Source organism: Sphingobacterium sp. GW821-FHT03E03, assembly GCF_059420745.1.
In genome coordinates this window covers 36,417-55,104 of the sequence record NZ_JBWKUH010000025.1, presented here as the reverse complement: position 1 = coordinate 55,104, position 18,688 = coordinate 36,417, and the positions used below count along the sequence as shown (strand labels likewise).

Annotated in this window: 15 protein-coding genes; 9 read left to right on the top strand and 6 right to left on the bottom strand. The window is 35.2% G+C overall.

Annotated features, from left to right (window positions below; all coding sequences use genetic code 11):
- Positions 1–47 precede the first annotated feature (47 nt).
- From AC07UV_RS20845 to AC07UV_RS20835, 3 genes are all read left to right on the top strand, one after another.
- On the top strand, positions 48–494 hold the full coding sequence (locus AC07UV_RS20845) for a MauE/DoxX family redox-associated membrane protein (protein WP_495185152.1): 447 nt from the start codon (positions 48–50) through the stop codon (positions 492–494).
- A 93-nt stretch (positions 495–587) separates the two neighbouring features.
- Positions 588–851: a hypothetical protein gene (locus tag AC07UV_RS20840; protein ID WP_495185151.1), complete on the top strand. Its 264-nt coding sequence runs from the start codon at positions 588–590 to the stop codon at positions 849–851.
- A gap of 56 nt (positions 852–907) precedes the next feature.
- Positions 908–1,162, top strand: a complete 255-nt coding sequence (locus AC07UV_RS20835; protein ID WP_495185150.1) for a hypothetical protein — start codon at positions 908–910, stop codon at positions 1,160–1,162.
- Between the two features lie 59 nt (positions 1,163–1,221).
- On the opposite strand, the gene AC07UV_RS20830 is transcribed toward AC07UV_RS20835, so the two are convergent.
- The 5 genes from AC07UV_RS20830 to AC07UV_RS20810 form a co-directional block, all read right to left on the bottom strand.
- Positions 1,222–2,670 carry a TlpA family protein disulfide reductase gene (locus tag AC07UV_RS20830; RefSeq protein WP_495185149.1) on the bottom strand — a complete coding sequence of 483 codons (1,449 nt, stop codon included), beginning with the start codon at positions 2,668–2,670 and terminating at the stop codon, positions 1,222–1,224.
- A 19-nt stretch (positions 2,671–2,689) separates the two neighbouring features.
- On the bottom strand, positions 2,690–4,048 hold the full coding sequence (locus AC07UV_RS20825) for a RagB/SusD family nutrient uptake outer membrane protein (protein WP_495185148.1): 1,359 nt from the start codon (positions 4,046–4,048) through the stop codon (positions 2,690–2,692).
- A gap of 9 nt (positions 4,049–4,057) precedes the next feature.
- Positions 4,058–7,603, bottom strand: coding sequence for a SusC/RagA family TonB-linked outer membrane protein (locus tag AC07UV_RS20820; RefSeq protein WP_495185147.1), 3,546 nt, complete (start codon positions 7,601–7,603; stop codon positions 4,058–4,060).
- Positions 7,604–7,720: 117 nt separating this feature from the next.
- Entirely contained in the window at positions 7,721–8,881 is a 1,161-nt protein-coding gene (locus AC07UV_RS20815) for a FecR family protein (RefSeq protein ID WP_495185146.1), read from the bottom strand.
- A gap of 61 nt (positions 8,882–8,942) precedes the next feature.
- Positions 8,943–9,524, bottom strand: a complete 582-nt coding sequence (locus AC07UV_RS20810) for an RNA polymerase sigma factor (RefSeq protein ID WP_495185145.1) — start codon at positions 9,522–9,524, stop codon at positions 8,943–8,945.
- A 201-nt stretch (positions 9,525–9,725) separates the two neighbouring features.
- Here AC07UV_RS20810 and AC07UV_RS20805 point away from each other — a divergent pair, with 201 nt between their 5' ends.
- From AC07UV_RS20805 to AC07UV_RS20780, 6 genes are all read left to right on the top strand, one after another.
- Positions 9,726–11,042: a hypothetical protein gene (locus tag AC07UV_RS20805; RefSeq protein ID WP_495185144.1), complete on the top strand. Its 1,317-nt coding sequence runs from the start codon at positions 9,726–9,728 to the stop codon at positions 11,040–11,042.
- Positions 11,043–11,053: 11 nt separating this feature from the next.
- Entirely contained in the window at positions 11,054–11,452 is a 399-nt protein-coding gene (locus tag AC07UV_RS20800) for a hypothetical protein (protein ID WP_495185143.1), read from the top strand.
- 49 nt (positions 11,453–11,501) lie between these two features.
- A complete protein-coding gene (locus AC07UV_RS20795; protein WP_495185142.1) occupies positions 11,502–11,882 on the top strand; it encodes a hypothetical protein in 381 nt (126 codons plus the stop codon).
- A 188-nt stretch (positions 11,883–12,070) separates the two neighbouring features.
- Positions 12,071–12,424 carry a hypothetical protein gene (locus AC07UV_RS20790; protein WP_495185141.1) on the top strand — a complete coding sequence of 118 codons (354 nt, stop codon included), beginning with the start codon at positions 12,071–12,073 and terminating at the stop codon, positions 12,422–12,424.
- A gap of 381 nt (positions 12,425–12,805) precedes the next feature.
- Positions 12,806–13,891, top strand: a complete 1,086-nt coding sequence (locus AC07UV_RS20785) for a metallophosphoesterase (protein WP_495185140.1) — start codon at positions 12,806–12,808, stop codon at positions 13,889–13,891.
- Positions 13,888–17,472, top strand: a complete 3,585-nt coding sequence (locus AC07UV_RS20780; protein ID WP_495185139.1) for an NACHT domain-containing protein — start codon at positions 13,888–13,890, stop codon at positions 17,470–17,472. Before AC07UV_RS20785 ends, AC07UV_RS20780 begins: the two co-directional genes overlap by 4 nt.
- Positions 17,473–17,522: 50 nt before the next feature.
- Here AC07UV_RS20780 and AC07UV_RS20775 read toward each other — a convergent pair whose 3' ends face one another.
- The gene (locus tag AC07UV_RS20775) at positions 17,523–18,440 is read right to left on the bottom strand and encodes a hypothetical protein (RefSeq protein WP_495185138.1); all 918 of its coding nucleotides are present in this window, start codon (positions 18,438–18,440) and stop codon (positions 17,523–17,525) included.
- Positions 18,441–18,688: the final 248 nt, after the last annotated feature.

Here is an 18,688-nt window from a genome sequence, read left to right as displayed (position 1 = left end):
TTAGACTGTATGTAAACCTTTCATCTTAAATCAAAAGAACTAATGCCATGCGAACTAAAAACTTGATAGCCGAAATAATTATCTCCTTACTTCTACTTATGTGGGCGTATACCTTCGCCAGTAAAGTATTTGACTTCGACACATTTAACAGACAGATCAAAGGTGCTTACTTATTATCTGCAGGAGGATCTGCTCTGCCGTATATTTTACAGGCTTTCCACCTCGGCATTGTTATACTGCTGATAAACAAGAACTGGAGAAGATTGGGACTGCTTACATCTCTAACAATTATGATCATCTATACAGCTTACCTCATTTACATTTTAAAATTTGCTCCGAGCATTCCATGCTCATGTATTGCAGTTTTCAGAGGTATGAACTGGAACGACCAGCTGTATTTTAATTTCTTTGCACTGGCAATTAACATTATTGGTCTGATCACTTTTTTTTCGCTAAAGCGAGCCCCACACAGTGTTCAGACCACTTATAATTAAACTAATAACCAAACAGGGGAAGCCGAAAACCTGATACCTAGAGTAGGCAAAAAACTAAAGTTTAGCTTTTTGATCAAAAAAGCACCAAACATCATGAAATCACTAAGAATTACATTAGGAGTTGCAGCAATTGCACTCGGAAGTTTCGCAGCTTTCTCTTTTGCTCCGGCAAGTAGCAATGCAAAAGAGGCTTTACAAGAATTTTACGTGAATCCAAATGGTTCGCGAGGAGATGCCGTAGTAGGATCTAGCGATTGTGAAGGGTCAAATCCTAGAATTTGTTCACAACAATATGACACTTCAACAAATCTTCCTACAAACGACCCGGCATATATTCATAAAGGCGACCGTCCTTAAAATCTATGCAGTCATATTTTACCATATGACTGCATTTTTTAAAAGCGTTTAATTGTATGAAAAATTTCAAATTAACTTTAGGGGTTTTTAATATTGGTGTCCTTTTGTTGATCATATTTTCATTTACCGTTAAAGACAATAATATAAAAGCTTCATTTCAATATTACTATGTAAATCCAGACGGATCAAGAGGAGACATACTTTTAGGTCCTCCTGAATGTGAAGGCCCGCGACAACAAATCTGTGTTGCGGAATACGATACATCAACAAATTTGCCTACAGGAAATATTTTATATGGAGAAAGGCCATAATTTAAAGAAATCTCTTAACAAAGAAAATACCTGCAATGATATGATTGCAGGTATTTTCTTTAAATTACTGACTTTAAATAGGTCATAAAATCAACTTTATTAAATCGTGGATCTGGTGGTGCGGACAGAATTTTCCCGTCTCTATCAACTACGATCAGTCTTGGATAAGAATATATATTTAAATACTTCATCATTGGATGATCGCTACTTCTTCCTTCCGTAAATAATTGCAAAGAATTAGGACTAGAATACCTTCCAATTCCTTTGAGCCATGATTCTCTTTTATCAATTCCGATGGAAATAAATTGAACACTTTTATTATCTATCTCTTTTTCTAACTGCTCAAGCACAGGAACCATTTGTTTACAGCCCACGCAGCCATTAAACCAAAAATCAATTACTAGAACCTTTCCCTTAAAATCATTTAATGAATATATTTTACCCATAGAATCCGGTAAGGAGAAGTCATAAAATGGTTTACCGATGGCGAATTTCCGTTCAAGTTCCTCGTAAATTTTCAAAACATTTGAAAAATTTGGATTGTTCGGAATTACATGATCGCGATAATAGCCAAGAAGTTCGACAGTCGTTGAATCTAACCCTCGCCGCATGGCCCTAATTAGATGATTTGATAAGAGATAATCTCTGACGACCGGATATTCCCTAAGCTTGGTAAAGATAAGCTTAGCAAATTCTATTCTGCGTGTATTCTGATAATTATTACCAGCTATATTGACAGGATTTTTAAACTCCGATAAAATCAATGAAGATGGAACAATTCCTGCTCCAAAATAATTTATTACATCCTTCTTTTTGAAAACTTCTAAATGACTTTTGCCTAATATATAGGTACGAAATAGCATTTGTAAAGAATCATTTTTGCTGACCATACAAACTCGGTATAATGGAGTCAGAATATCACTGTATAATTGTGCTTTAATTAGATTCTTTATTGCTTTTGGAACTTCAGTATTACTATTTAAAACAGAATCTACAACCTTTAGCTTTTTATCAGTCGTTTCAAATCTGTAAGTTAAGCTTTGATCTTTTTCGCTGGGATCAGATTTATATACCTCGAAATATTGAACAACACTTCTTTTCGATAGATTCACTTTGTTGCTACCCTTACCACTAATTTTAATATTTTCAATACCAAAACCATGAAAACCAGAATCTTTAAATCGAGGTAAGTCAAAATTTAAGTTGTCCGATGGCTCTACTAATACTTCATATATTCCTGGAAAAGTTAGATACTTGTTGTTAATTAAAAGTGTAACAAGAGCTGGATTTTGGATATTAAAATTAAAATGACATTTCCCATTTTTTATTTCCAGGGTATCCTTAAAATAATCTGAATCAATTTTCAGTGATGGATCTAATACAAATATTTGTGCCAAAAGCTTAGTTGAATCTAATTGTGGAATGCTAATAGTTATATTGGTGTTCCCTTGAGAGAATGAACAAATTGAGAACAATAATCCTGTAAAGAATAATATTACCTTTTTCATGATATCTACTTATTTATTATTATTCAATTCCAGTAAAACTTCTTATATATTGAGGGATCGCAAAAATATATTTTGGATCATTTGGAGGTAATGTAAATATATCATCACCTATTTTTCGCACAAGTGTTTTCATGAATTTGGGATCTCTATTCAGACGTTTTAGGTCTTGCCAGCGAAGACCTCGCCCTATTAATTCCTTTCTTCTTTCCTTAATGACAATATCCAAAAGTTCATTATTATCGTTTGTTGAAATTGCTACATATGTTCCGCTTTTAAACCGATTTTGGAGTAATAAATTCAATGCAGATTTTGATTCCGCTGGTTTATTTAATCTTGCACTACATTCAGCCTTGATCAAAATCACCTCATCAGTTGCAGTAGCGGTAAAAAGCTGACCGCCTTGATAACTCCCACGAAAGGTTGGTTTGCCATCATCAGTATTGATTTTGAAAAATAGGTTTTTACGGAGGTCGTTTGTATCATATAATTCAAATAATTCAGAACTTACTCGTCCTATACGGAAATTGTCAGATTGCTGACGCATAACTCCTATAATATGCATCTCTTTGGTGGATACATTTAAAAATGGTCTGGCTGGAGATCCATTTACATTGTTGTAATTTTCTAAAAAACTGTGATATTTAAAACTGGAATCAGAAGAATTTAGAGCATCAGCATAGTTATCCATGAATAAATATGTTCTTGCTAGCAATCCATATGCACCTCCTTTTGCAACGAAAGTTTGACCAGCTTGTGAACTTGGCAGTAATTGAGCGGCTTGCTTAAGATCCGAAATAATATGTGTATATGTATCTTCGAGAGTAGCTCTTATTATTTTTTCATTTATGTCTGATGTTACTTTAAGTGGTATTCCTAAGTCTGTTGCAGAAGTATTTTTATCGTAATATTTACAAAAGGTCATGGCAAGGTTAAGCATTTCTTTTGCCCTGTGGAATAATGCTGTTCCTTTAATTCTGTCATACTGTTCCTTATTGTTGTTCGTTCTTCCAATCTTTTCGAGACCTTCTAAGACAATATTTGAAATTTGTATTTCAGCATATGCTAAATCCCACTCATCAGCTTGTGTATCACCAAATTTTGGAATTTCCATTGATTTCCAGGTTATTAGATTGCGGCTATAATCATAGTAGAAAGAGCTGAATTGTGAAGGTGTAAACTCATAGTCATCGCATGCAGTTTCACATGCTCCTCTTCCATCTAATCCCAATAAACCATTATTCAGCAGTAAGTCCATATCATTCAAGGTTGCTGGTACGATAAGTTTGATATTTTGTTTCTCTTCAAGCCATTGTTTATTACAGGCTGAAAATAGTACCGCAATTGCTATAATGTAGATCAATTTCGATTTAAATTTCATCTCAGGTTTTTATAAAGTACAATTAAGTCCCAACGCTATTGTTCTTATAGGTTTGGTAAATGGAAAATCTGGATCAATATGATCCTTATTTGCTCTCCATATTAATGCTATATTATTCATATAGGCAAAAAGATTAAGCGTCGATATATGCAGAGTACGAAGTATTTCCGGTTTGAATGTATACCCTAAGCGTATATCCTGCAATCTAATATTATCCCCTTTATCTATTAAAGCAGCTGATTTTTTGTAATAATTGTCAGCCAAATTGTTGGCGGGGTACAGCAAAGCGGGAACACTCGTATACTTTTCATCTCCAGGTTTCTGCCAACGATTATAATAATCGCCATGACCATCATATGATGAATATAAACCTGAATACATAATTGAATTGCGCCTGAAATAATAATCGAAACGGTAGGTAATATTGAAAGAGAGTGCAATTCCTTTATAGGTAATGCTATTGCGTAATGCTCCAAAATACTTTGGCAAAGCAGTTCCGTGGTAAATTAGATTCTTTTCGGGGTCACTTGCTAAAATCTGTACCATTTCTGCATAAGATGTCGATGGCATTCCATTTAGATAGCCTTGAGGTTGACCGTTGACCGGATCTAAACCTGCCCAAGGATAAGAATAAATGCTGAAAAGAGATTTTCCAACAACTGGTGTGTAAGTTGCTGATTGTCTATAAGCACTTGTTAAAGCATCTTGCACAAAATTTGTAAGATTAGTTTGTCTTTGATATTTCAATATTTCGTTCGTTGCAAAAGAAAAAAAGGCCGTAGTATTCCATTCAAAACTATTAATTGCAACATTTTTTGAATTAAGCTCAATGTCGACTCCTTGACCTTTCATATCTGCAACATTTCCGCGGTAACTTGCAAATCCCGAAGTAGGATCAATTTCACCGTTGCCAATAAGGTCCGTTCCTTTCCTATTATAATATTCAATACTTCCTGCGAATCGTCTATTCTTTACACTGAAATCAAGGCCAATGTTCAACATTCGATTTTTCTCCCATCTTAAGTCTTTATTTGGAGGATTTAAAAGGTACGCACTCGGTAACTTGTTGATACTATTGGTTGAAAGTTTAGCAGTCGTATAAGCAGTAACTGACTTATCTGTATTTCCACTATAGCCAAAAGTTGAACGTATACTCAATTCCGATAGCCAATCAGTATTATAAAATATCTCTCTATGGATGTTCCACTTTAAACCAGTAGACCACAATGGCACAGATTTTTGATTCGTATTCACTCCAAAAAGGTTTGATTGATCTATTCTGGCACTTAAGGATAGGATATACCGAAGATCATAATTATAGGCCCCATTAAAATAATACGAACGAATCCTGTCCAAGGTTTCATTATAATCGTCAGCATTTGGAATCTTAACGGAAGCCCCCTTTCCATAAATTACAAAGTTGCTCAAATAATCAACCACTGTACTAGATCCTACATTGGGATCAAAACCATATAACCTATTGGAATTTGCAGTAGATTTTACTTCACGAACTTCGAAGCCCGCAATCGCATTCGTCTGATGCTTTCCCCACTTTTGATCATAATTTAATTGAAACCGCCCGTTTAGCGAGGTTAACTCTGAATTAGTATTATCAAGTATTCCGCCTAACGGAATGTTTCTTGTCAAAACACCGTTATTTTTTGAGGTATAACGGTTAATTTGGTCACGTGCAATATAACTATCTTGGTTAATTAAATTCCTACGCCTGCCTATTTGATTTTCCCACTGGAATCTTGCCTCAGCTGACAATTGGGGCAAAAAAAAGTATTTTAATGCCGTATTTAATCGTAATTCCCTTTGCTTAACATGATTATCTTGATATTTTAATTCATCTAATGGCCTAAAATTCCAGTCCAGCAAACCACTATCAAATGCTGAACTTTTAAGGAAATTACTATAATCCTTTGTTACAGTGGCAGATGATCCATCCCCATTGACCAAACTAGCATAAGGATACATCATTTCCTGTCCCATAGTACTCAGCATCGAAACTACATTGGATATATCCTGGTTATTTTGGTTATAGGAAATTCCTGCTGAAAGTTCTAATTTTTCAATTGGACGGAAAACCTGATTGCTGTTTAAACTCACTCGGCTAAAGCCATTTCCTTTTTCTGAATCAAGATTTTTATCAAATCCTGCTGAAAAGTAATATGTATACTTGTTAGTTCCTCCATTTAGATTTAATGCATATTGCTGTTTAATACTTTGTTGGTACAAGTATTTCCCCATATCTCTTCGCAGATCTCCACCCCGTAGAGCATCAATTTGTGCATTGGCCTGCTGTTCTGTGAGAAGTCCATTTTTTTGATCATTCAGAATACTTACGACAGGAGAATAAGGACGATTATCAGCAGTATTGCTGATAATTGTATTGTAGAAACCCTTATCAAAAAGCATTTTTTCAATATCTATAAAATCAGACGGTTTAATCTGTGGAATATAATTCAGGTCTGGCTTCTGCCCTATCGTAACATTGGTTGTAAAACCTATGTTAATAGGCTGGTCTGCTCGTCCTTTTTTAGTCTTTATGACGATCACACCATTACCTGCTCTGACTCCCCAGATCGAAGCTGCCGCAGCATCTTTCAAAATATCAATATCTTCAATATCGTTCGGATTGATATTGTTGATGTCGCCTTCATACGGAAAGTTGTCTACAACAATCAATGGTTGGTCATTGCCGAAGATCGTAGCCTGTCCTCGTATTGTCAGCTTCGGGCTTCCTGAACGTTCGTCAAATAAAATAGACGGTGCTATCCCTTTCAGTCTACTGATAACATCAGTAGAAACCTGACGGTTAAAAGTCGCATTGTCTACCTTTGAAAAAGAACCTGTAGCTCTTTCTTTAGGTATGCTCTGGTAACCGCTGGCAACGACATTTACCTCTTCAATCCGATTATCATTTGAAGTGAGTACAATCCGGTCAGCATTGCTTGCAGCTACTTCGATCTGCCCATAACCCATATAGGAAACCTGTAATTCAGAATCAGAAAATTCATCTGGAACCTCAAATAATCCTGTATTGTTAGAAGTCGTTATAAAGTTCGTTCCTTTAACTTGGATCGTTGCACCTGCCAATGGATTCCCCTTTTCATCGACCACCCTTCCCTTTATCGTTTCCTTTTTTTTTGAACTGGGAGTAACCTGTGGACTCGCAGTCTTTCTTTCACTTAAAATGATGATGCCGTCAGCGACCTTATAAGAGATAGGCTGATTGGCGAAAAGAGCATGTAAGATCTCCTCTATTGAGGCTCCTTTTAAATTGACCGTAATTGGTCCGATCTTGCGAAGAAGTTCCTCACTATAGACAAAATCATACTTCGTCGATTTCCGAATTTCGGAGATTGCAGTAGAGAGTGGGGCTTTCTGCAAAGTAAGGCTGATCTGCTGTGCCTCTATCGTAGTACTGCTGGCAAGGAGCATAAAGAACAAAGTGCTCTTTATGCCACCACGCAGAAGTTTTCTCCTGTTGGAAATCATATCCATCCGTGGAGGGATAATTTCCTTGTTGGAAAAATCATGTTTTTTCATAGATTTGTGTAGGGTTAAAAATTTAGTTTTCGTTGCTGGAAACCTTTAATGTATGACCCGATCGCCGGAGTGCGCTAACACTCCGGCATTTATTCAGGCCAACATATGAAACTGTACTTATTTATTTTCTATCTCAATCCTCCTTCCTGTGGCTTTAAATTTTAAATCTGTGATCTCTCCAAGCGCATATAAGACGCTTTTCAATTTTTTATCCCGGCTTATAGTTCCATGAACCTTTGTTTCAGGGACATTCTTATAATCTACATCTATATCATACCAGCGTTCAAGCTGTCTTAAAACCTCAGATAACTGAGCGCCCTTAAATTGAAATTCATTTGCAGTCCACGCAATAAAAGGCTCTGTGTCAACTTTTTTGACATCAATAACACCCAGTACTAATCTGCCCTGCTGGCCTGGTTTTAATTTTATAGAGGTCTTACTATGGGTATTGCTAAGTTCAACACTCCCGCTGACTAAAGTGGTCAAGATAGAAGGCTCATTTCCGTAAGCATTAATATTAAACTTCGTACCCAGTACTTTTACGCGTTGATCGCCTGAAACAACAATAAAAGGTTTCGAAGCATTGCGTGCAACTTCAAAATACCCCTCTCCCTGCAGTTTAACAAGCCGCTCAGGACCATTGAATTGAGTAGGATAAAATAATTTTGATTCGGCATTTAACCAGACATGGGTTCCATCGGGTAGTATGGTTTTGTACTGCCCCTTTCGCGGAGTGGAAAGTGTAGCATATTGCATCATGGACGTTGAAACCTTTTTTCCATCTACATAGGTAATACCATTGGCATCCGTCATTACAGTTTTACCTTCCAGAGTTAGAACTTTGCCATTACCGAAAGTCAAGGTTGCCTGCTCCTTCCCAGGATCGATGTCGGCCGCCGCCGTCTTCTGCGCTTCATCAAAAACAGTTCTGGACTGATAATATCTGTAAAGAAGTATAGTAATCGAAAAAAACACTAGTACCGCAGCAGCAGAGGTCCACATAATAACACGCTTATAATGCGATTGACGTTTCTTCAACAAGCTATGTAATTTCTGAAGTTCTTCTAAACTTGTGGAATCCGCAGCATCAAAATGCAAGAGCTCATTTGCCACATGCTCCCTGTCTTTCAGCTGCTCAAAAAAAGCCCTATTGGAACTGCTCTTATTGAGCCAGATCTCCACAGTTTTTTCTTCCAGGACAGTAAGCTCCTCACCTCTTACAAACTTTGTCAAAAGGGGGACAATCTTTAATTCTTCGTGGATGCTGTGCTCTTCCATTGGGTTCATTTTACATAGAAACCGGAAAAGAATAGGGCTTGTCTCAAAAAAATTAAAAAAATTAAGAATAAATCAGTAAAACTGCGATTCCAGCTCCTGAGAGTGATTTTCTTAAGAGAGAAATTGCTCTTGATTTTTGCGTATTGATCGTGCTAACTGGAATACCAAGCTCCTCGGAAATCTCTCTCGGAGTATCACCATTGACAATCTTTTGCATAATGAGCTTGTATTGTTCTGGTAAAAGCTCGATAGCATGGTAAAGTTCCTGATATACCTCAGTTTGCAGAATAATGTCAAGAACATTATTATCAAACTCATCAACGTTCATGCTATAAAGATCAAAACGCTGTTGGTTGACTTTCTCTTTCTCTATGACCTTCAAACAACTATTTCTAACAGATATATAGAGAAATGCTTTGATATTCGAAAGTGTTTCAAAATTTTCCCTGCGATCATGCAACTTTAGAAATATATCCAGTACAATATCCTTAGAAATCTCCATCCCGATATTCAAAAGAAGCTTATCCGCAAAAAATACCAAGGAAGAGTGAAACATCGTGAAAATCTGGTCAAAAGCCAGTTTATCACCGCTTTGAAACTTGACAAGCAGTGCCCTTTCGTCGATCACATTGCGGGATGTCATAGGGCCAATTGGTAAAAGATATGTAAAGTTAGATATTAATAGTTTTAAAAAGAAATTTTAAGCGAAACCCAAGTTCTTTCTTTTTTATAATTCAATTTTTTGCCTTTTGTCAAAAGTTATTGGGATTTATAGATTTAATTTAGTGCTAAAGATCTGTTTAAACGAAGAAACATAAACTGCACTAACCATAAACCTCATAAAATGCTAAAACAAATTTTCAAAAACTTAGTTTATGCAGTATTTGCAATTATACTGCTACAGTCTTGCGAAAGGGATATTCAAACCTATCCGCAAACCGATGAAACCTCGTTGACCAAAAAATGGTATGACGATAATGGGAAACCTTTTCCCTTGGATTGGTCAAAAGCACAGTTATTAAAAGGGAATAATGAGAATTCAACACTTGTCGTACCCTTGGAAAATGGAACAAACCTTGGACCGGATAACTCCTTACAGCAAAATCTTATATTCACTATTGTCAATAATAAGGTAGTCAAAGCTAATAAAGTGAAGCTCTTCTCCGATACACGAACGATGGCTCAATTCTCCGGAGAAGCGATCTCTAATTTCGTGAAAAATCAAGGATACAGAAGTAAGGAACTGGGAAAGGTGTATTTTATGGTCTATGATCTTAATGATACATTGCTTTACAGCCAACTACTAGATGCCGATGGTCTGAAACAGGTAAACCTTCAGCTGAAAAATAAAGATAATGACACCAAGGTTAAAGCTGGGAACGGCAAGCCTGCTACTGGTAAAAATGTCCCTGTTGTGTGTAGCGATTGGTATCTAGTAGAGTACTTTGATGACGGAAGCACATATTGGATGTATCTATACACAACCTGTAGCGGTAGCTCTTCTGGCGGCGGCGGAGGTGGCGGCGGAAGTGGTGGAGCAGCCTCCTATTTCGTTGAATCTCCAACAGAACCGATCAACCTTCAGCAGCTCATCGACTGCTTTAACACTATTCCTTCCACTGCTCAGACTACATACAAAATAACCCTTCATACGGCACTTGCTGAACCAGGAAAACCCTATCAGGTATACAATGCTACAGATAAAACTCCGGGGCATGCTTATATTACTATGCAGAAAACCAACGGAGCAGCAACCCGTTCGCTGACTTTTGGATTTTATCCGACTGCGGATTCCTGGATGAGTGTACTGAAAAATGCAGAAGACTCATCAATTGGAAAGGAAGACGACGAAAAACGTAGAAGCGATGCCAGCTATACGCTAAATGTAACTTCAACAGCCTTTAATAATGCACGTAATGTTGCATTATCTGGAAGTCTTCAAAAATATGATCTTAACAATTTTAACTGTACAAATTATGCCATACAGGTTTTTGAGGCTGCAATGGGCGGCGGAACCGGATTGCAAGTACCCAATAGCTCGGTTGGATATAAAACCCCCTCAAGTTTATATCTCAGGTTAAGTGATATGAAAACCGCTGGAACCGCTGGTATCTCAACTACTACAACTTTGGCTCCTACCAGTACACCACCTTGTAACTAAACAAAAAAGATATGAAGAAGAAAACAATAATGATGATGAGTAAAACAATTATTTTAGTGCTTACTGCCATGATCGTAATTCCCAATCTACCTTTTATAGGTAAGGATATTTCTCATCGGTTAGATGAGGGATATTTCAGATATTCCAATGTAGATGGTTCATATAAGATAACTCAGGATTTTCATTTTAAAAGCCCCGGTTTTGAGACCTTTGGTTTTGAACAGTGGATAAAAAAGACATCTCCCCCCGAAGAAAACAGGAAACTATACAGGTTGTACAAAATGAACCCATTGTGTTTTTGGCGCTGGAGCAATTATCTTAGGCATGGTGTGCATTTTGACTATATGGACCCCGTTATCATCCAAAAGAATATGTTGAAGAAAAAGTTAGATACTACGAAAGTAATGTAGTATTAGGCCGGATTAATCCTCCAGCAAGCACAAATGTTCAATAATGGATATGAAAAGAAAATTTATTATAGGAATTGTACTATCTGTTCTGGTGATACCCAATACACCGATTATAGGTACGGAGATATTGAAGGCCATTGATGGTGACCATTTTCGATATTCTAATGCAAACGCCGCTTTTACCGGCATTGAGTACATGGATGTTTTTTCCCCTTGGATGAGCAAGTGGGTAACATATGGATTTATCGAGGCTACGCGACCCCAAATGGCCAATATGGAAATTTTTAGGCTTTATAGGATTAACCCGCTGTGTTTTTGGCGTTGGCGCTATTATTTAACTGTTAGCAGACATTTCGAGTATCGGGATTGGGAAAAAATAAAGCCAAACAGAGTTCCCTTCAAACCAACTAATAGATGGCAGAAGTTCTGATTTTTTCTAAAAAAAATCAAATAGAAGGAACGATGGATTTTTCTATAATTAGCATCCTCTACACTTAGAAAAACTCTCATTTGATGGGAGTTTTTCTAATAAAATCGATCAAATATTATCATACAAATAAGTGCAACGGTCTTTCATGCCTCAAATAATGCTGATAGTCTGCAACTAAACAAAAAGATATGAAGAAGAAAACAATTTCAATGGTAAGGAAAATAATTCTTATAGCGCTTGCCGCTATGATCGTAATCCCCAACCTACCTTTTCTAGGTAAGGATATTCAGCACTGGTTAGATGAGGGATATTTCAGATATTCCAATCTAGATGGATCGTATACGATGACTCAAAGTTTTCATTTTAAAAGTCCTGGATTCTCAACTTTTGGTTTTGAACAATGGATAAAAGAAACAGCTCCCGCCGTAGAAAACCGGAAGCTCTACAGGTTATACAAGATTAATCCACTATGCTTCTGGCGATGGAGTAATTATATTCGGCAAAGTGTACATTTTGACTATATGGACCCGGATGTCATTTAAAAAAATATGCAGAAAAAAAAAGACGGTTATCACAAAAATAATGTAGTAAAAGTTGGATTATTTAAATAATCCAACTTCTTTTTATTCTTATAGTTTTAATAATAACAATAATATAAAACTTATAGACCTAGGCATCTCAGTATTTTTGTCTGCTATTCTTCGTGAATCTTTATATTATCTTGTTCTATAAGGTGTGACAGTTGGAGAACTACTGAATTCTAAAAATTCTCAACTATTTTCTTTCGCTAGTATATTTATAAACCCACTATCAATTAAATTATTAATAAAAGTTAACAAATACTTCTGTTTTTACTATATTTACCTAAAATTCATGGTTAGAACCTAATTATTGAGTTGCCAAATAAAACGAATTAACCTTAAATGAGAATAATACATATTTCGGACATTCATTTGTCAAGCGATAATTATGATGAGTTTAAAAGACATTACATTGTTGATCTACCCAAAATTCTTAGCGAAGAAAATGAAAAAAGAAATATTGATCTTATTGTAATCACTGGAGATCTTGTCGATCAGGGGGGATGCTCACTCAGTCAAATGTCAAAATTTGAAGGCATTGACGATCCTTATAAAATTTTTGAAAGTGAATTTATAGGGCCAATTAAAGAAGCTTTAGGCTTTGATAATGACCGATTTCTTTTTATTGCTGGAAACCATGACATAGATGAAAGCACCATCATGTGGGTTGATGAAAAAAAAATGCAAAAATTTGAAGTCGAAGGAAATATTAAAGCTCTGTTAGAGCTTACTGGTGACGATGCAATTCGATATCGGGCACGGATACAGAAATTTAAAGATTTTGAAAAAAGATTTCACGAAAACACCCGTAATTATACTTTTTCCCTTAATCAGTCGACTTACGTTTACACATTTAATGATACTATAAAAGTAGGATTTGCCTTAATTAATGATAGCTGGCGGTGCAGTACATGTAAACTAGCAACTTATAAGGATAAAAAGCTATTCTTTGGATTTGATCAAGTTTATAACGCATTGGAAAATTTAGCGGATACCACCATGAATGTCATTTTAACCCATCACCCTATTGATAGTTATGATGAAAAAGATGAAGTAAAAAGAGCATTAACCAGTAAACCCTACCACTTGCATCTTTATGGTGATCAGCATCATAGAGATATTTCCCTTCATATTACTAATAGCGGCCAATGTCTTGCCCTAATGGCTCGCGCAGGTTTAAACAAACCGAAGGAAGGCGAAGAAAAGTGGCAACCAGGGTTTCACATTATAGATATAAACTTCGAGAAAGCTATTATTGAGTGTATCACATATTATAAATATGATTATAGTAGTACGTATTTTACTGCGGATAGCTCCGCCAAACCACGTTTTGGAATAGATGATACACCACGTCCTTTAGGGTTTACGCAAGTAGCTCCCGCCCAAGATTTAACAAATTTGGAAGAGAAAAAATATATAAACGAATGATTGAACAATACCACGAATTAAGATATATAGAAACATCTCCTAAAGAGAGTGTTACATTTTCTCTTTTTAATGATGATGAAGACAGGCTAACCCTTTTGGATTTTATAAAGGATCATGATCGTATTTTCCTTCTGGGAAATCCAGGTATCGGAAAAACGACAGAGCTAAAAGCTGTATTTAAAAAGTTATGGGAGGACAGACAATCCAACCAACTGGTGCCGGTATTTATAAACATTAAAAACTTTAAATTTAATTCACCCTTCGAAAGCTTAATCGATTTTGATGAATGGAAACAGGTACCTGCTGTTCTGTTTATTTTTGATGGGCTAGATGAAATTAACAATATAGACGAGTTTATTGCTGAACTGAGAAATTTCATGACTCATTATGCTGATATGCAATTAAAGTTCATCATCAGTTGCAGAACAAATATTTATCAAAAGAATGTTATTGAAATTCCTGATTTTTCTACGGTATATCTCAAGAATTTGTCCGCTTTTCAGATTGAGAATATTCTAAAGCAAAAATATGCAATACCAGCTTCTGAAGCAAAAATTAACGACTTTACCGCATTATTACAGACTCCTTTTAATTTGGATTTATTTGCTAACTATCACCTGAAAAATGGCTTTTTTCCTACGACAATTGAGGAATCTTTTGAGCTGCTTTTCAATGAAGGAATCAATAGTACGTTTAATGAAGAGGATGATAGGATAGCAATGAAAAAACTTCTTGGAGAGGTTGCAATTTCTAATGAATTGATGCAACAAAATTCTGTTAATAAAGATCAATTAGAAAGACTCATCGGTCGTTATTATCTAGCCTCTTTTCATCACTTACCTTTCATAATTGAACAAAGTACAACAAATAGCTATAGTTATATTCATAAAAACTATCAGGAATATTATGCGGCTAAGTATATTTCCTTGTTAGATGCTGCCGAAATAATTCAATTTATCAAAGCTGAAGAACTCGATAAAATACGGCCAAACCTTTTTAATACCACGACCTATTTGCTTAATATTCTAAAAGGAGAAAAATTAGATACGCTGAAAGAATGGGTTTATCGAAATGATATTGAAGTCCTATTCTTTGCTGATGATCACATTTTAGGAGAAAAGCTAAAGAATGAGATATTTAAAAGATATTTTATTGAGAACTGTGTCGATAAAACCTATTGGATTAGTAACGGAAAAATATCATTAGAAATTTTGGCAAACTTTGCCAATTTAGATTTTCTGCTGTTGCAACTTCAAGATAGAAATCTTCACTTTAGAGGTCGAGGATCTGCCTTAGAGGTCCTCGGGCAAAAAAACCTTTTAGATGAGCAAAAGAGTATAGTGAAGAAAATTTTACTTTCACTTATCCAAGAAAATAATGACGGTTTTACTGCTGAAATCTTACGGGTTATCAAGTTTCATAAGTTTCATACCGATTCTTCATTTCTAAATGAGGTACTTAAAATTGTTAAAGACTCGGAAAATAAAGACATCTGCCATCAGCTTATTTCAATATTAACCGATCTCGAAGACAGAGATCGGGATTCAGAACTATTAATTGCTTTATTAAAAAGATATTATAGTAGCGAGGACAATGTCATCAGAGGAACTGAGTACCTAATTGCCCACACAATCTTAAATACCGATAATTTAAATCTGAATTTAGAATTACTGGAATTACTTTTTGGAGAAAAATACTTCCTTCGTGCTAAAACTATTTTCTTTGATAATTTTGAGAGCAAACTTAAGGAAAGAATAAAAGTATTAAGCGCGGATCCGGATTATTTATTGAAATTCGCTGAGATTGCGTTTGGCGGTCAGCATCGGTTAATGAGCAATCCTCTATTGGCTAATACGATCGCTGAAATCGGACTGACACCAGAATTAACGCTACATGTTCTTAAAAAACAGAACATGTCAAGAGATGCCCTCTACAACGTTTCTGGCTATCTAAATCTCGAATCCATTGACGCAATTGTTGAAAGTTATAAAAATGGTTCTTTGCTATTTAAATCTCCAGATGATATCGTATCTTTTAGAAATTGGTTATCAAATCATGATCTACAATTAGCATTATATCTAGAGCAAAAATTTGAAGATACTGAATTTAAATTCCCGAAATCGCTTGTGACTGAACAGCAAATCAACGAGAAAAGAATGCAGTATGCTGATTTTAGCTTACGAAATTTCAGTCTGTTATTTGATAAAGAAGGATTAATTGGTGAAATAGACAAATATTTTAAGGATAATAATATTACAAGTCTTACGAAAAGTGAGTTTCAGCCACTATTTTTTAAGTGGTATGAGGACACCAACTTCCATGGAATTCAATATGTGGTACATACAGTATTGGAGACTATTTTTCGACTATATCCATCTATGAGTGTTGATTTATATAAAATTACAGACTTTTTGAAAGATCCATATATTTTTCTTTCTGTAATTAGAGCTGGCCTGAGTCATTCATCCTCAAATGCTCACATTCTAGAAGAAGAACATATTAATCAAATCTCAGCGCTAACTAAAAAGGTGGCTGAGATAATAGACTTCAATGATGTGTTAAAAATAAATCCTATTGACAGCAATAGATTTGGAACAACTGTTAATTTTTCCTACCTCAAACTTTTACTTTTTTTCGATATCGAATATAATATCACTCAAGACAAAGAATTTTATTTAAATGCATTAGAATTTGGATATGCAGGACAACCATCAAAAAAAGCAGAGGGCTCTTTCATTAATCATGCAAGCAAAAGGATCAATGACTATTTGGCAATCAATAACAGAGTTATAAATAATATCAATAATGGTAGATTAAACTTCTTTTCAAAAGAGGAACATATATCCTTTGCCATTGATAATAATTTAAGCGAGAGCTTTGCTAAAATTAAAGCAGAAATTTTATCCGATAAGGCACTTTCTCTTCAGAATAACATTGTTGTTAATTTTATTGACAAAATCCCGGACGGGGATCGCCTAACATTCTTAAAATCCTGTTGTATGGAGCCTGATACGTACTTTTACTGGTTTGCCATTAAGCAGATTATGGAAAGGAAAATGGATGATCAATTTATTTTAGATGCTGCTATACAGTACTTGGAGCGGGATGATTTTAATTTTATGGATGATGCATTAAATATTTTATTTTACCTAAATCAACCAAATGCACTTTCCAATTATGACAAAGCATTACGTCGATTAATATCGAATAAGCCAGACACAAGCGGTCTTTTCCCAAAAAATACAATCAACTATACTCAAATGGAGGAACTTTATTTATTTGAGGATCTCTTTCATTTGATTTACGAGCAATCAATATTTAAAGGTTTCTATCTCTACCAATCACGAAACTTCATGAATGTGATAACAGCAAATTTAAGCTCAAACCAAGATGGGTATGATCAAATTAAGGGTATTTTATTGGAGATCAGAAATAATTTAGTGCACAGAGGCATTCCAGAGGATGTCGAACATAAAACATTTTATATTAACAGCTTAAATGATACTGCGTACAATAGTTTTCTTAAATCCAGATCAACTGCTTTTTCATTTGAAGATGTTTGCAGATTCTTAGGAAAATAATGTTTACTTTCCAACTGCGGAGATCAGATAACTAAATTTAATAGGAATAATCAACTAATTGGTCTTCTCCTCGGAAGACCAATTTCATGTTCCTGAGGATAAGGTGCTCTAAAAGTCATGCTGACATCTTCCTTGATCCTCTTCTGCGCTTCATGCGTATATGACGGATCGTTTTCATGCATATAATCTTCCATATTCTTTTTAAGATCAAGAATTAAACTATCTAATTGTTTATTTCCCGTAGATTTTGGAACAATATCAGAAGATTTCTTTTCTGCATTCACTTTCCTTTGAGGCCAGATTCTTGCAAGGGAAGGAAGATTACTAATATCCAAATTTTTACAATTTTCTATGAATACATCATTAAGCTTATGATGATTGGGTAATAAAATCTTTTCCAATTTACTACAATAATGTACACCTAATTTCTCTAGCTCTTTATTATTCCTTAAATCCAGTTCTGTTAACCCACCTTTATTAATGGTTAACTCCGTAAGATTGGGAAACATTTCTGGAAAAGAAGATGTTTTGGTGCTATTCCAAAATATTGCTTTTTTAACGGTATCAAATCGGTCAAGTACTTTTCCTTTAAAGCTTTTTACAGAAAAAAAGGTAATCTCTTCAAGGTTCTTGAAATTATTTGCAGATATATTTAAATTTGATTTCTCACCTATAAATAGCTCCCGGACATCTATTGTAACATTAGATAAATCTACTGAGGAATCATTAAAAGCAACTGCCTCTAATTTTAGTTTAGAAAATACTCCCTTCATTTTTTGGAAATAATCATCTTCTACTTTAGTGAAACCAACATCTACTATTTTATAACTATCTACTTCTGAAATTTCTATCTTTCTATATTCAATCTTGGGATTCACTCCCAAATCCATCCATTTTTTCTCTTCAGCGAAATTACTTGTGACTAGCAAGCCTTGTCCCTCATTATCATAATAAATATTAGTATCCATCTTGCTGTATGTACTTTTTTTCACGTGATTGCATTCTATTATAATTTATTGGGTTCATATATCCTTGCGGATAATCTGGGAGCTTCGCATCTGTTTGCATTCCTCTATATTCTGCTTCAAATGCTTCTCTGTGAGAAGGTGAAGGCGTTCAGTCAAAAAATTTTACTGTTGTTTTTTCTGTTATCCTTTTTAATATAGCCTATGTAAACATTCTAAAAACAGCAATCCAAGATTTCCACAGGTCTCTT